Below are 14512 nucleotides of genomic sequence, written 5' to 3'. Positions count from 1 at the left end.
CCCAGCGACCCGAGCAAGGAGCACCATGGCGCTGACGTCACCGCGACGTTCGGCACTCGCCGACCAGGTGATTGCCCAGCTGAGGAATCAGATCACCTCGGGCGAGTGGCCCGTGGGTTCACGGATTCCCACCGAGCCCGAGCTGGTGGAGCAGTTGGGGGTGGCCCGTAACACCGTCCGCGAGGCCGTCCGCGCGCTCGCGCACAACGGTCTGCTCGACATCCGGCAGGGTTCGGGCACCTATGTCGTAGCCACGAGCGAACTGGCCGGGGTGATGCACCGCCGCTTCGCCGCCGCCGATCCGCGCCATGTCGCCGAGCTGCGCTCCACCCTGGAGTCGTCGGCCGCGCGACTGGCCGCCGCACGGCGCACCGAGCGGGATCTGAAGCAGATGGACGCGCTCATGGCACGCCGGGAGGAGACCTGGGCCGCGGGCGACGCCGAAGCGTTCGTCGCGGCTGACGCGACGCTGCACCTGGCCGTGGTCGCGGCCTCGCACAACGACGTGCTGACCGGGCTCTACGCCGACCTGGGCGATCTGCTGCGCGACTACCTCAGGGGCGACGTCGGCCATGAGCTGGGGCCGGAGAGCCTCATGGACCACGGCCGGCTGGTCGAGGCGATCCGGGCGGGGGACGCGGAGACGGCAGCGGCCGAGGCCGCGAGTCATGCGCTGAGCTGTCTGGTGGACCGGGTGTGAGGCGCCACGTCCGAGCGTGCGGAGGGAACGTCGCAGAGAACGCCACAGCGGGCATCAGACGGAATCCTGGACCCGGTGTGTGACCCAGACGGTGCCTATTTCCTTCCAGCAGCGGTCGTCGATCCGTACCGTCCGCCCCGGTCCCACGTCGACCGGGGTGGCGTCCGCGTCTATGTCCCACCAATGGCGGCACTCGGTGTGCAGCTGCACGCGGTCGGTGGAGGGGTACGGGTTGTGGCAGTAGGCGACGACCCGGGAGCCGTGGACCGAGGTACGGCATTCGGCGCCGGAGGGTTCCGGGGTGGGTGCGGCGGGTGCGGGCGCGCCGGTTCCTGACCGCCCCGCCACGGATATGCCCACAGGGGCGGCAAGCGCGGCGGCGGCCACCGAGCCGGCCAGCAGAATCCTGGTTCGGCGACGTGTGGAGCGCACAGCGACCTCCTCCCCGCAGCCTGACAAGAAGTCCGGTTCCACCACATTCTGCGGTGGATCGACCATCTTTTCGACTTGAGCGGGCCGGACCGGGCACGGACGCACGACGGCCGCGTACCGCCTGTTCGGAAGCGGTACGCGGCCGTGTCACAGCCTGGGGTGCGCGATCAGGCGCCCATCATGTGCACGCCGCCGTCGACGTGGATGATCTCGCCCGTGGTCTTCGGGAAGAAGTCCGAGAGCAGGGCGACGACACCGCGGCCGGCCGGCTCCGGGTCCGCCATGTTCCAGGACAGCGGGGAGCGGGTGTTCCACACGTCCGCGAGCTCGGAGAAGCCCGGGATGGACTTCGCGGCCATGGAGCCGATCGGTCCGGCCGAGATCAGGTTGCAGCGGATGTTGTCCTTGCCCAGGTCGCGGGCGAGGTAACGGGAGGTGGCCTCCAGCGCGGCCTTGGCCGGGCCCATCCAGTCGTACTGCGGCCAGGCGAACTGCGCGTCGAAGGTGAGGCCGACGATCGAGCCGCCCTCGCTCATCAGCGGCTTGCAGGCCATGGCGAGCGACTTCAGCGAGAACGCCGAGACGTGCATCGCGGTGGACACGGACTCGAACGGGGTGTTCAGGAAGTTGCCGCCGAGCGCGTCCTGCGGCGCGAAGCCGATGGAGTGCACGACGCCGTCGAGCGAACCGAGCTCGTCCCGGACCAGGCCGGCGAGGCGGTCCAGGTGCTCGGTATTGGTCACGTCCAGCTCGATGACCTTGGCCGGCTTCGGCAGCTTCTTGGCGATGCGTTCCGTCAGCGTGGGCCGGGGGAAGGCGGTCAGGATGATCTCGGCACCCTGCTCCTGGGCCACCTTGGCGGTGTGGAAGGCGATGGACGACTCCATCAGCACACCGGTGATGAGGATGCGCTTGCCGTCGAGAATTCCGCTCATGGTGATCAGTGACCCATGCCCAATCCGCCGTCAACGGGGATGACGGCTCCAGTGATGTACGACGCGTCGTCGGAAGCGAGGAAGCGCACCGCGGCGGCGATCTCCTCGGGCTGCGCGTAGCGGCCGAGCGGCACCTGGGACACGATGCCCTTGCGCTGTTCCTCGGTGAGCACCTGGGTCATGTCGGTGTCGACGAAACCGGGTGCGACGACGTTGAAGGTGATGTTCCGCGAGCCGAGCTCACGGGCCAGCGACCGGGCGAAGCCGACCAGACCGGCCTTGGAGGCGGCGTAGTTCGCCTGCCCGGCCGAGCCGAGGAGCCCGACGACGGAGGAGATGAGGACGACGCGGCCCTTCTTGGCCCGCAGCATGCCGCGGTTGGCACGCTTGACGACCCGGAAGGTGCCGGTGAGGTTGGTGTCGAGTACGGACGTGAAGTCCTCCTCGGACATCCGCATCAGCAACTGGTCCTTGGTGATACCGGCGTTGGCGACCAGTACCTCGACGGGACCGTGCTTCTCCTCGATCTCCTTGTAGGCCTGCTCCACCTGTTCGGCGTCCGTGATGTCGCAGCGGACGGCCAGAACGCCCGCCTCGGTGAGGATCTGGGGAGGCTCGCCCGAGCGGTACGTGATCGCGACCTTGTCGCCGTTGTCGGCGAAAGCGCGGGCGATGGCGAGGCCGATGCCCCGGTTTCCTCCGGTGACGAGAACCGAGCGGCTCAACGGATCACCCTTTCGATAGCGGTCTGGTACCTCGAAAACCTATCGGTACCACGCGCTCCGAGAGCAATCGGCCCCTGACAGCGCCTCACGCCGGGCACTGTAGGAACCCCACAGTGTCCGCTTTGGACGAACGTTTCGTGTCAGCGGCGCGTCAGCGGAAGGCCAGGCGCACCCGGCGGGCGGCCCGAAGCTCCCGGTGAGTCCGCGCTCCGTCCGACAGGCCGGATGTCGCGTCCCGCGCCGCATGGATCGGACGGACGGGAGGACCGGAGGAGGGGCGGACGGCCCTGCGGACGGACGGACCGGCGGACGAAAGGTGCACGATCACCGGCACCCGGTCCACACAGGCCCGTGGGGGCCCGGACGGCGTTCCCGGCGGGCTCCGCCACGCCGAGCCGCGCGGCCGTGTGTGCGCGTCCGGCGAAACCTGTGGCCGATCGGCGTCGGCGCACGGCATTGTTCACTGCGGACACATGCCGAAAAGACGGAGTTCTACATGGCTCATCAGGTCGATCAGTCGTTTCTCGCCCTGCCCCTGCGGGCCCTCGCCGACGCGGCGCTGGCCCGCGCGCGTGCGCTGGGGGCCGTACATGCCGACTTCCGTTTCGAACGGGTGCGCAGCGCGTCCTGGCGGTTGCGGGACGCCCGGCCCGCCGGGACGTCGGACACCACCGATCTCGGGTACGCGGTGCGCGTGGTGCACGGCGGGGCGTGGGGGTTCGCGTCCGGCGTGGATCTGACGATGGACGCCGCGGCGAAGGTGGCCTCGCAGGCCGTCGCCATGGCGAAGCTGTCGGCGAAGGTGATCGCGGCGGCCGGGTCCGACGAGCGGGTGGAACTGGCGGACGAGCCGGTGCACGGTGAACGGACCTGGGTCTCGGCCTACGACGTCGATCCCTTCGACGTACCGGACGAGGAGAAGGCGGGGCTGCTCGCCGAGTGGAGCAGCCGGCTCCTGGGTGCCGAGGGTGTCGCGCATGTGGACGCCTCCCTGATGACCGTCCACGAGAACAAGTTCTACGCGGACACGGCGGGCACCGTCACCACCCAGCAGCGGGTGCGGCTGCATCCGCAGCTCACCGCGATCGCCGTGGACGGGACCACCGGCGAGTTCGACTCGATGCGGACGATCGCCCCGCCGGTGGGCCGCGGCTGGGAGTACCTGACCGGGACCGGCTGGGACTGGGACGACGAGCTGGAGCGGATTCCCGGGTTGCTGGCCGAGAAGATGCGGGCGCCGAGCGTCGAGGCGGGGACGTACGACCTGGTCGTCGACCCGTCCAACCTCTGGCTGACCATCCACGAGTCGATCGGCCACGCCACCGAGCTGGACCGGGCGCTGGGGTACGAGGCGGCGTACGCCGGGACCTCGTTCGCCACCTTCGACCAGCTGGGGAAGCTGGCGTACGGCTCCCCCGTGATGAATGTGACGGGCGACCGCACCGCCGAGCACGGGCTCGCGACCATCGGGTACGACGACGAGGGCGTCGAGGCGCAGTCCTGGGACCTGATCAAGGACGGGACGCTGGTCGGGTACCAGCTGGACCGGCGGATCGCGAAGCTGACGGGTCTGGGCCGTTCCAACGGCTGCGCGTACGCGGACTCGCCGGGCCATGTCCCCGTGCAGCGGATGGCCAACGTGTCGCTGCGGCCGGATCCGGGCGGGCTGTCCACGGAGGATCTGATCGGCGGGGTGGAGCGCGGGATCTACGTGGTCGGCGACCGGTCGTGGTCGATCGACATGCAGCGCTACAACTTCCAGTTCACCGGGCAGCGGTTCTTCCGCATCGAGAACGGCAGGCTGGCGGGTCAGCTGCGCGATGTCGCGTACCAGGCGACGACGACGGATTTCTGGGGCTCGATGGAGAAGGTCGGCGGCCCGCAGACATATGTCCTGGGCGGCGCCTTCAACTGCGGCAAGGCCCAGCCGGGCCAGGTCGCGGCCGTCTCGCACGGCTGCCCCTCCGCCCTCTTCCGGGGCGTGAACATCCTCAACACGACGCAGGAGGCCGGACGATGAGCGCTCACCACGGAACCGGCCGGGGGTCCGGGGGTCGACACCCGGGACAGCACAGTCTCAACACGACGCAGGAGGCCGGACGATGAGCCGCGTCAGCAAGCCGCACGAGATCGTCGAGCGGGCGCTCGAACTGTCCACCGCAGACGGCTGCGTGGTCATCGCCGACGAGGAGTCGTCCGCGAATCTGCGCTGGGCCGGCAACGCGCTCACGACGAACGGGGTGACGCGGGGGCGGACCCTGACCGTCATCGCGACCGTCGACGGTGCGCAGGGCACCGCGTCCGGTGTGGTGTCCCGGTCCGCGGTCACCGCCGACGATCTGGAACCGCTGGTGCAGGCAGCCGAGGCCGCCGCACGCGGGGCCGGTCCGGCGGAGGACGCGCAGCCGCTGGTCACCGGGGTGCCCGCGTCTCCCGATTTCACGGACGGGCCGGCCGAGACGGGCTCGGACGTCTTCGCGGAGTTCGCCCCGGCGCTGGGCGACGCCTTCGCCCGTGCCCGGTCCGGTGGCCGGGAGCTGTACGGCTTCGCCCACCACCAGATGACCTCGACGTACCTCGGTACCTCGACGGGCCTGCGGCTGCGGCACGATCAGCCGAACGGAACGCTGGAACTCAACGCCAAATCCCCCGACCGGACCCGTTCGACCTGGGCCGGCCGCTCCACGCGCGATTTCAAGGACGTCGACCCCGCCGAGCTCGACGCCGAGCTGGCACGGCGGCTGCGCTGGGCCGAGCGCCGTATCGAACTGCCCGCCGGGCGGTACGAGACGCTGCTGCCGCCGACCGCCGTGGCCGATCTGCTGGTCTACCAGCTGTGGTCGTCGACGGCACGGGACGCCGCGGAGGGCCGGACGGTGTTCTCCAAGGCGGGCGGTGGGACCAGGATCGGCGAGACGCTGTCCGAGCTGCCGCTGTCGCTGCGCAGCGACCCGCACGCACCGGGCCTGGAGTCGGCACCGTTCGTGATCGCCCATGCCTCCGGGGACGGCGCCTCCGTCTTCGACAACGGTCTGCCGCTGACGTCGACCGAGTGGATCCGGGACGGCCGGCTGGAACATCTGACGACCACCCGGCACACGGCGGGGCTGACCGGGCTGCCGGTCGCGCCGGCGATCGACAACCTGGTGCTCGAAGGCGGGGGCGAGCGGTCCCTGGAGGAGATGGTGGCCGCGACGACCGGCCGCGGGCTGCTGCTGACCTGCATGTGGTACATCCGGGAGGTCGATCCGGCGACGCTGCTGCTGACCGGGCTGACCCGCGACGGGGTGTACCTCGTCGAGGACGGCGAGGTCGTCGGGGAGGTGAACAACTTCCGGTTCAACGAGTCGCCGGTGGACCTGCTGTCGCGGGCCACGGAGGCGGGCCGTACGGAGAAGACGCTGCCGCGCGAGTGGGGCGACTGGTTCACCCGGGCCGCCATGCCCGCGCTGCGGATCCCGGACTTCAACATGAGCTCGGTGAGTCCGGGCGTGTGACCCGCCTAGACTGGCTGTTGCCTTTCGACACACGTAGCTGAGGAGACACGGAACCGTGACGGACATCGTCGACGAGCTGAAGTGGCGTGGGCTGTTCGCCCAGTCCACTGACGAGGACGCACTGCGCAAGGCTCTCGCGGACGGTCCCGTCACGTTCTATTGCGGCTACGACCCCACCGCGGCGAGTCTGCACGTCGGTCATCTGGTGCAGGTGCTCACCATGCGCCGGCTCCAGCGGGCCGGTCTGCGGCCGCTCGCCCTGGTGGGTGGCGCCACCGGCCAGATCGGTGACCCGAGGCCGACCGCCGAGCGCACGCTGAACGACCCGGAGACGGTCGCCAACTGGGTGTCGCGGCTGCGGTCCCAGATCGAGCCGTTCCTGTCCTTCGAAGGCGAGAACGCGGCGGTCATGGTGAACAACCTGGACTGGACCGCGGGCATGTCCGCGATCGAGTTCCTCCGGGACATCGGCAAGCACTTCCGCGTCAACAAGATGCTGACCAAGGACTCCATCGCCCGGCGGCTGGAGTCCGACGAAGGCATCAGTTACACCGAGTTCAGCTACCAGTTGCTCCAGAGCATGGACTACCTGGAGCTCTACCGTCGCTACGGCTGCACCCTCCAGCAGGGCGGCAGCGACCAGTGGGGCAACCTCACCGCGGGCCTCGACCTGATCCACCGCCTGGAGCCGGGCGCCGAGGTGCACGCGCTGGCGACGCCGCTGATGACGAAGGCGGACGGGACCAAGTTCGGCAAGTCCGAGAGCGGTGCCGTCTGGCTCGACCCGTCGATGACGACGCCGTACGCGTTCTACCAGTTCTGGCTGAACGTGGACGACCGGGACATCTCCCGGTACATGCGCATCCTCAGCTTCCTCAGCCCCGCGGAGCTGGAGGAGCTGGAGAAGGTCACGCAGGAGCGTCCGCAGGCCCGGACGGCGCAGCGCGCGCTGGCCGAGGAGCTGACGACGCTGGTGCACGGCGCCGATCAGTGCGCCGCGGTCGTCGCGGCGTCGAAGGCGCTCTTCGGTCAGGGTGAGCTGGGCGAGCTGGACGAGGCCACGCTGAGCGCCGCGCTGTCCGAGGTGCCGCACGCGCGGGTCACCGAGCTCGGGCCGCTGGTGGACCTCCTGGTGGAGGTGGGCCTGGCGCCGAGCAAGTCGGGTGCCCGCCGTACGGTGAAGGAGGGCGGCGCGTACGTGAACAACGTCAAGGTCACGGACGGTGAGAGCGCGCCGGCCCGCGAGGAGCTGCTGCACGGGCGCTGGCTGGTGCTGCGCCGGGGCAAGAAGAACCTCGCCGCCGTCGAGGTCACCGGCTGATCCCGTTGCATCGGCACTGCGGCCGGGCACGCGTGACGCGTGCCCGGCCGCAGTGCGTTCAGCAGTGCGTCGTGGCCCGGTGGCCCAGGCGCCCCGCTCGGCTCAGGCTCTTTGTTTGGTGCCGCGGAACGACGTCCACAGCATGTCGCCGACACCGACGACGACCACCGCGCCGATCAGCTGGAACAGATGGCGCGTCCAGTCGATGCCCTTGGTGTCGTTGACGCCGATCCCGGTGGCGACGGCATTCCCGAGGACACTGCCCAGGATGCCGAAGACCGTCGTCAGCCAGAGTGGGATGTTCTGTTTGCCGGGCAGGATCGCCCTCGCGATCACACCGAGCACCAGACCCACGATGATTGCCCACAACCAGCCCATGTCGCCTCCTCGTGCGACGCCATGTCGCGCATGTGGGCCCAGTCTCCGCCGGTGGGCCGTGTGCCGCATGCCGGGCACGTCCGTATGTGCGGCCCGGCTGCCGATTCGCGCGAATGCGGCGCGCCCCGGTCTCGAAGCCGTCGGACGCCGGGCGTACCGTGGATGCGGTCCGGTCCGGGGAGTGTCCGGCGCGGGAACGAGGTCCCTCCGGTCCGCCGGGTGCCGGGGGAAGGGTGGTGGAGACGTGATGCGGAAGCAGGGCGGTACCGAGGTCTTCCGGATCACGGAGGCCCGGCGGGGGCTCGCGGACGATGTGCGCGGCAGGCAGCGGCGCTATGTGATCTCGATGTCGGTGCGCACGGTTTCGGTGATCCTGGCCGCCGTGCTCTGGAACGTGGAGCGGTACGTCGCGATCGTGGCACTGGTGCTCGGGGTTCTGCTCCCGTACGTGGCGGTGGTCATCGCCAACGCGGGCCGGGAGAACACCCCTTCGCTTCCGTCGACCTTCGTCCCGGCGCCGATGCGGCCGATGCTCGATGCCGCACCCGTGCCCGGTGCCGCCGAATCCGGTCCGGAGGCCGACGGGGCCCGTCACGGCGGGGAAACGTCGTGAGCCACGGGCCCTCGATGTGAGCCGAAGGCGACCGTCGTGAGCCACGGGCCCTCGGCATGAGCCATGAGGAGTCGGTTCGGGGCGTGAGGATCCGGCATGAGCACAGGTGAGGCCGCACCGCACCCGAAGCTCGTGAAAACCTCAGATCAATCGTGAAGTTACGGTGCACCGCACCCCCGTCTGCGTGACATACTTCGTACGCGCTCCGCATCCCCCGTCGGAGCGACGGACCGACGCCGGGCAGCTCCCCCCGTGGCTGCTCGGCGTCGCTTTTTCTCCGGCCGGGGATGCGTTCGGGCCCTCCGCCGCGCGGGCCGCCGGGAGTCCGGAACCGGCGCCGGCCCAGGCCCTCTCGTTTGGATCACGCCGGGCCGGCCCGAACGAAAGATCCAACGAAAGACCCTACGATTGAGCCGTGAACTCCCCTGAATCCGCGGCCGAGAGCGCTGCCGCCGCCCCCGTCTGTTCCGCCAAGGGCTGCCGGACCGACGCCGTGTGGGTACTGGCCTGGAACAATCCGAAGCTGCACACCCCTGAGCGTCGGAAGACCTGGCTGGCCTGCGAGGAGCACCGGGAGCATCTGTCCTCGTTCCTGGATGTCCGGGGCTTCCTCAAGGATGTCGTGAAGCTGACGGAGTGGGAGTCCGACGGTCCGGGATCGGGCAGGCCGTAGGAAGGAAGGTCCGCCCGGGTCCGGCACCCCCGGCCTCGCGGAATCCGTCCGTCCCCTCTCGGCCCTCGACCGCCTCAGCCTCCGATCGCCGACATCGGCCGGTCCGGCTGCAGGAAGGACGGGTCGTCCAGACCGGATCCGGCCTTCTTCCCCCACATCGCCAGCGTCCAGATCCGGGCGATCTCCTCATCCGGCGCGTCGGAGCGCAGGGCGCCGCGCAGATCGGTCTCCTCGCGAGCGAACAGGCAGGTGCGCACCTGCCCGTCGGCGGTGAGTCTGGTGCGGTCGCAGGCCCGGCAGAAGGGACGGGTGACGGAGGCGATGACACCGACGCGATGGGGGCCGCCGTCGACGAGCCAGCGCTCGGCGGGGGCGGAACCGCGTCGGTCGTCGCCCTCCTCGGTGAGGGTGGAGCGGGTGCGCAGCGACTGGAGTATGTCGCCTGCCGTGATCATGCCGTCGCGCTTCCAGCCGTGCTGTGCGTCGAGGGGCATCTGCTCGATGAAGCGGAGCTCGTAGCCGTGCTCGACGGCCCAGGCCAGCAGGTCGGGGGCCTCGTCGTCGTTGAGTCCCGGCATCAGGACGGTGTTGACCTTGACCGGGGTGAGTCCGGCCTCGCGGGCGGCTTCGAGGCCGGCCAGCACGTCGTGGTGGCGGTCGCGGCGGGTGAGTGTTTTGAAGACGTCGGGGCGCAGGGTGTCCAGCGAGACGTTGACCCGGTCCAGGCCGGCGGCCCGGAGCGCGGACGCCGTGCGCTTCAGTCCGATGCCGTTGGTGGTGAGCGACATCCTGGGGCGGGGGCTCAGGGCCGCGCACCGCTCGACGATGGAGACCAGGCCGGGGCGCAGCAGCGGCTCACCGCCGGTGAAGCGGACGTCGGTGATGCCGAGCCGGGTGACGGCGATGCCGACCAGCCGGACGATCTCGTCGTCGCTCAGCAGGTCGGGCTTGGCCAGCCATTGCAGGCCTTCCTCCGGCATGCAGTACGTGCATCGCAGATTGCACCGGTCGGTCAGCGACACGCGCAGGTCGGTGGCGACCCGATCGTAGGTGTCGATGAGCATGTGAGCCCCCTCCCCCAGTTGCTGTCCGGCCGCCGTGCCCGGCGCGTCCGGCCTTCCCGCTCGCCCGTCCGGTCGGTTGTCCCGGTCGGCGCTTCCGGCTGACCTTTTCGAGACTACGCGAGACCTGTGACATCGGATGGGGCTCGTATGACACAAGGAGCGGCACGGCCGTGTCGTAGGACTCTACGACACGGCCGTTCAAGGGGGTGCGGCCCGGCACGGGCCGCTCTCGCCGGGTTCTCCCCGGTCAGTGCGCTCCGACTCCTGTGAGGGACTTGACCTCCAGTTCGGCGTACTTGCCCTTGTCCGGTTCCTCCTTCGAGAGGAGCGAACCGATCCAGCCGAGCAGGAAGCCCAGCGGGATGGAGATCAGCCCCGGGTTCTCCAGCGGGAACCAGGAGAAGTCGACGCCCTTGAACATCGAGGTCTTCGGGTTGCCGGAGACGACCGGGGAGAAGAGCACGAGGATCACCGAGCTCGCCAGGCCGCCGTAGATCGACCACAGCGCGCCCTGGGTGGTGAAGCGCTTCCAGAAGAGGCTGTAGAGGATCGTCGGCAGGTTGGCGGAGGCGGCGACGGCGAAGGCGAGTGCCACCAGTCCGGCGACGTTCATGTCGCGCGCGAAGGCGCCGAGGACGATGGCGACGGCACCGATGAGGACGGTGGCCCAGCGAGCGGCACGCATCTCCTCCTTCTCGGTGGCCTTCCCCTTGCGGATGACGTTGGCGTAGATGTCGTGAGCGAAGGAGGACGAGGAGGCGAGGGTGAGGCCCGCGACGACGGCGAGGATGGTGGCGAAGGCGACGGCCGAGATCACGGCCAGCAGCACGGCGCCGCCCGTGGAGCCGACCCCGCCGAGGTACTCGGCGAGCTGCGGGGCGGCCGCGTTTCCGGCCGGGTTCTTCGCCTTGATCTCGTCCGGGCCGATCAGGGCCGCGGCGCCGAAGCCGAGCGCGATCGTCATCAGGTAGAAGGCGCCGATGATGCCGATGGCCCAGTTGACCGACTTACGGGCGGCCTTCGCGGTCGGCACCGTGTAGAAGCGGATCAGGATGTGCGGCAGACCGGCGGTGCCGAGGACCAGCGCGATGCCGAGGGAGAGGAAGTCCAGCTTCGAGGTGCCGGTCGCGCCGTACTTGAGTCCGGGCTCCAGGAACGCCGCTCCGTGACCGCTCTTGGCGGCGGCCGTGCCCAGCAGGTCGGAGATGTTGAAGTCGAACTTCAGCAGCACCAGGAAGGTCATCAGAAGCGCACCCGCGATGAGCAGCACGGCCTTGACCATCTGGACCCAGGTGGTGCCCTTCATGCCGCCGATGGTGACGTACACGATCATCAGCACGCCGACCAGCGCGACGATGAGGATCTTGCCCGCGTCGCTGGTGATGCCGAGGAGGAGGGAGACCAGGACGCCCGCACCCGCCATCTGCGCCAGCAGATAGAAGATCGAGACGACGATGGTGGAGACGCCGGAGGCGGTACGGACCGGGCGCTGCCGCATCCGGTAGGCGAGGACGTCGCCCATCGTGTAGCGGCCCGAGTTGCGCAGCGGCTCGGCGACCAGCAGCAGGGCCACCAGCCAGGCGACGAGGAAGCCGATGGAGTACAGGAAGCCGTCGTAGCCGAAGAGGGCGATGGCCCCGGCGATCCCGAGGAACGAGGCCGCCGACATGTAGTCGCCGGAGACCGCGAGTCCGTTCTGGAAGGCGGTGAACTGGCGGCCGCCGGCGTAGAAGTCGGAGGCGCTCTTGGTCTGCCGGCCGGCCCAGACGGTGATGCCCAGCGTCGCGGCGACGAACACGGCGAAGAGCGTGATGATCAGCGGCCGGTGCTCGGTGGTCGAGGAGGCGGCCAGTTGGAGGGCGGGGTGCGAGTGGTACACGGCGCTCATGCGTCGGCCTCCATACGGGACTTGATGGCCTCGGCCCTCGGGTCGAGCTTCGCGGCCGCGTGGCGCGAGTAGAACCAGGCGATGAGGAACGTGGTGACGAACTGGGCGAGGCCGAAGACGAAGGCCACGTTGATGTTGGCGTAGACCTTGGTGCCCATGAAGCCGCCGGCGTAGTTGGACAGCAGCACGTACAGCAGGTACCAGAGGACGAAGGCGATGGTGAGCGGGAAGGCGAACGAGCGGTGCGCGCGGCGCAGTTCGCCGAACTCCGCGCTCTCCTGCGTCGCGATGAACGCCTCGGTCGTGGGCTGGGCAGTGCGGGTGTCCGTACTGACCTCGGGCGGCGGTGCATCGGTAGTCACGGAATCTCCTCGCGACGCGGGTGCGGTGGTGGGGACGGTGGATTTCACTGCGGAACCTCGATGGCCGGGGACGGTGGTGCGCTTCCCCTGACAACGGCACGGACGGCGCGGCGAAGCGGTTCACCGCACAACCGCACTTCTCCGACTGCCTCTGCGCGGCCATCCGGCCCAGCCCCGCCCCGCACCTCTTCGAACAGGTCCTTCGAATTCATTGATGACAACTCATTGATCAGCAAGGATGATCAGCGATAGCTTCACTCGTCATGTACGCGACTGGGCACACGCCGTGTCCGGTCGCCCGGCACGGATGATGTGGAGACCCCATGGCTCATCTGGGATCCAGACGGACGCGCGCACTGACGCTGCCCGTCGGATTGGCACTCACGGCCTCGCTCGGCTTCCTGCCGACGGGGGCCGCCTCCGCCGCACCGGTGGACGCGCAGCCCACGGCGGCGGTGTCCACTGACGGCCCGAAGCTCTCATACGTCGTCAACACGCGGAGCAACCACGGCACCGTCAAGCAGGTGAAGAAGGCGATCGCCGAGGCCGGCGGCACGGTGGTGATCGCCTATGAGCAGATCGGCGTCATCGTCGTCGAGTCGCAGAACCCGGACTTCGCGCAGTCGATCCGCCGGGTCAAGGGTGTCGATTCGGCGGGGGCCACCCGGACCAGCCCCATCGTTCCGCAGGCCACCACGGACATCGGGGTCGAGCAGCCGCTCACCGCCGAGCAGGCGCGGAGCGCGGCGGCGGAGGCGACGGCGGACCAGGATCCGATGGAGCCCCTGCAGTGGGATCTGCCCGCCATCAAGGCGGACCAGGCGCACCAGAAGACACTGGGCAGCAGCAAGGTGACGGTCGGTGTCATCGACACGGGTGTCGATGACACCCACCCGGACCTGGCGCCGAACTTCAACCGCGGGGCCTCCGCGAGCTGCGTGTCCGGGGCGCCGGACACGACGGACGGCGCCTGGCGTCCCAAGGCCGGTGAGAGCGACCACGGCACGCACGTCGCGGGCACCATCGCCGCCGCGAAGAACGGCATCGGGGTGACGGGTGTCGCGCCTGGCGTGAAGGTCGCCGGCATCAAGGTCGCGAACCCGGACGGCTTCTTCTACACCGAGTCGATCGTCTGCGGCTTCGTCTGGGCCGCCGAGCACGGCATCGATGTCGCCAACAACAGCTACTACACCGACCCGTGGATGTTCAACTGCAAGAACGACCCGGACCAGGGCGCCCTGGTCGAGGCCGTCACCCGCGCCACCGGATACGCGGAGCGGAAGGGCACGGTGAACGTCGCCTCGGCCGGCAACAGCAAGTTCGACCTGGCTTCCGGCGCGATCGACGACACGACCAGCCCGAACGACACCACGGCCGTGACCCGGACGATCAACCCGCGCGAGTGCCTCGACATCCCGGCGATGCTGCCGGGTGTCGTGACCGTCTCGGCAACCGGTGCCAAGGGTCTGAAGTCCTCGTACTCGAACTACGGCAACGGCGTCATCGACGTCGCGGCTCCCGGCGGCGACTCGACGGTCTACCAGACGCCCGCACCGCCTGCCACGAACGGTGCGATCCTGTCCACGCTGCCGGGCGGCAAGTACGGCTACAAGAACGGTACGTCGATGGCCTCCCCGCATGTCGCGGGTGTCGCGGCCCTGATCAAGTCGACGCACCCGCACGCTTCGGCGGCCCAGGTGAAGGCGCTCCTGACATCCGGGGCCGACGCCACTGAGTGTGGCGCTCCGTACGACATCAACGGCGACGGCAAGATCGACGCCGTCTGCGAGGGCAGCAAGAACCACAACGGCTTCTACGGGGCCGGTGTGGTGAACGCGCTGAACGCGGTCCGCCGGTAGGAACGCGACGCAGTGGGCGGGGCCGGAGTCATCGGCCCCGCCCGCCGTCCTCCCGCAGCGCCGTA

General features: G+C 69.6%; 14 protein-coding genes. 7 read left to right on the top strand and 7 right to left on the bottom strand.

All coding sequences use genetic code 11. From position 1 onward, the window contains the following. The first annotated feature begins 25 nt into the window (after positions 1–25). A complete protein-coding gene (locus tag ACF1B9_RS03555; RefSeq protein WP_391739773.1) occupies positions 26–700 on the top strand; it encodes a FadR/GntR family transcriptional regulator in 675 nt (224 codons plus the stop codon). Positions 701–754: 54 nt separating this feature from the next. Here ACF1B9_RS03555 and ACF1B9_RS03550 read toward each other — a convergent pair whose 3' ends face one another. From ACF1B9_RS03550 to fabG, 3 genes are all read right to left on the bottom strand, one after another. Continuing rightward, positions 755–1132 carry a hypothetical protein gene (locus tag ACF1B9_RS03550; RefSeq protein WP_391739774.1) on the bottom strand — a complete coding sequence of 126 codons (378 nt, stop codon included), beginning with the start codon at positions 1130–1132 and terminating at the stop codon, positions 755–757. Between the two features lie 167 nt (positions 1133–1299). Beyond that, positions 1300–2067, bottom strand: coding sequence for an enoyl-ACP reductase FabI (fabI, locus tag ACF1B9_RS03545; RefSeq protein WP_391739775.1), 768 nt, complete (start codon positions 2065–2067; stop codon positions 1300–1302). Positions 2068–2072: 5 nt separating this feature from the next. Further along, positions 2073–2792, bottom strand: coding sequence for a 3-oxoacyl-[acyl-carrier-protein] reductase (fabG, locus tag ACF1B9_RS03540; RefSeq protein WP_351083715.1), 720 nt, complete (start codon positions 2790–2792; stop codon positions 2073–2075). 496 nt (positions 2793–3288) lie between these two features. Here fabG and ACF1B9_RS03535 point away from each other — a divergent pair, with 496 nt between their 5' ends. The 3 genes from ACF1B9_RS03535 (at position 3289) to tyrS (ending at position 7610) form a co-directional block, all read left to right on the top strand. Continuing rightward, on the top strand, positions 3289–4812 hold the full coding sequence (locus ACF1B9_RS03535) for a TldD/PmbA family protein (RefSeq protein ID WP_351083713.1): 1524 nt from the start codon (positions 3289–3291) through the stop codon (positions 4810–4812). Positions 4813–4894: 82 nt separating this feature from the next. Beyond that, entirely contained in the window at positions 4895–6289 is a 1395-nt protein-coding gene (locus ACF1B9_RS03530; RefSeq protein WP_391739776.1) for a metallopeptidase TldD-related protein, read from the top strand. Between the two features lie 55 nt (positions 6290–6344). Beyond that, positions 6345–7610: a tyrosine--tRNA ligase gene (gene tyrS / locus ACF1B9_RS03525; protein WP_391739777.1), complete on the top strand. Its 1266-nt coding sequence runs from the start codon at positions 6345–6347 to the stop codon at positions 7608–7610. Positions 7611–7712: 102 nt separating this feature from the next. Here tyrS and ACF1B9_RS03520 read toward each other — a convergent pair whose 3' ends face one another. Then, positions 7713–7988, bottom strand: a complete 276-nt coding sequence (locus ACF1B9_RS03520) for a GlsB/YeaQ/YmgE family stress response membrane protein (protein ID WP_391739778.1) — start codon at positions 7986–7988, stop codon at positions 7713–7715. A 247-nt stretch (positions 7989–8235) separates the two neighbouring features. Between ACF1B9_RS03520 and ACF1B9_RS03515 the strand changes: the two genes are divergently transcribed. Both ACF1B9_RS03515 and ACF1B9_RS03510 read left to right on the top strand, forming a co-directional pair. Then, complete coding sequence (locus tag ACF1B9_RS03515) at positions 8236–8601, top strand: DUF3099 domain-containing protein (RefSeq protein WP_391739779.1); 366 nt, start codon at positions 8236–8238, stop codon at positions 8599–8601. 415 nt (positions 8602–9016) lie between these two features. Continuing rightward, entirely contained in the window at positions 9017–9274 is a 258-nt protein-coding gene (locus tag ACF1B9_RS03510) for a hypothetical protein (protein ID WP_389637967.1), read from the top strand. Between the two features lie 74 nt (positions 9275–9348). Here the strand turns inward: ACF1B9_RS03510 and moaA are convergent, their stop codons facing one another. From moaA to ACF1B9_RS03495, 3 genes are all read right to left on the bottom strand, one after another. Next, on the bottom strand, positions 9349–10338 hold the full coding sequence (gene moaA / locus ACF1B9_RS03505) for a GTP 3',8-cyclase MoaA (protein ID WP_391739780.1): 990 nt from the start codon (positions 10336–10338) through the stop codon (positions 9349–9351). A gap of 247 nt (positions 10339–10585) precedes the next feature. Further along, positions 10586–12226, bottom strand: coding sequence for a cation acetate symporter (locus tag ACF1B9_RS03500; protein WP_391739781.1), 1641 nt, complete (start codon positions 12224–12226; stop codon positions 10586–10588). Then, positions 12223–12588, bottom strand: a complete 366-nt coding sequence (locus ACF1B9_RS03495) for a DUF485 domain-containing protein (protein ID WP_376220655.1) — start codon at positions 12586–12588, stop codon at positions 12223–12225. The genes ACF1B9_RS03500 and ACF1B9_RS03495 overlap by 4 nt, the downstream gene beginning before the upstream one ends. Positions 12589–12911: 323 nt before the next feature. Here ACF1B9_RS03495 and ACF1B9_RS03490 point away from each other — a divergent pair, with 323 nt between their 5' ends. Continuing rightward, positions 12912–14447: a S8 family serine peptidase gene (locus ACF1B9_RS03490; protein WP_391739782.1), complete on the top strand. Its 1536-nt coding sequence runs from the start codon at positions 12912–12914 to the stop codon at positions 14445–14447. Positions 14448–14512 lie beyond the last annotated feature (65 nt).

It is taken from the genome of Streptomyces sp. NPDC014727 (assembly GCF_043083485.1).
Taxonomy (GTDB): domain Bacteria; phylum Actinomycetota; class Actinomycetes; order Streptomycetales; family Streptomycetaceae; genus Streptomyces.
Note: the sequence above shows the minus strand (reverse complement) of the source record. Positions and strands in the feature narration are given on the sequence as shown.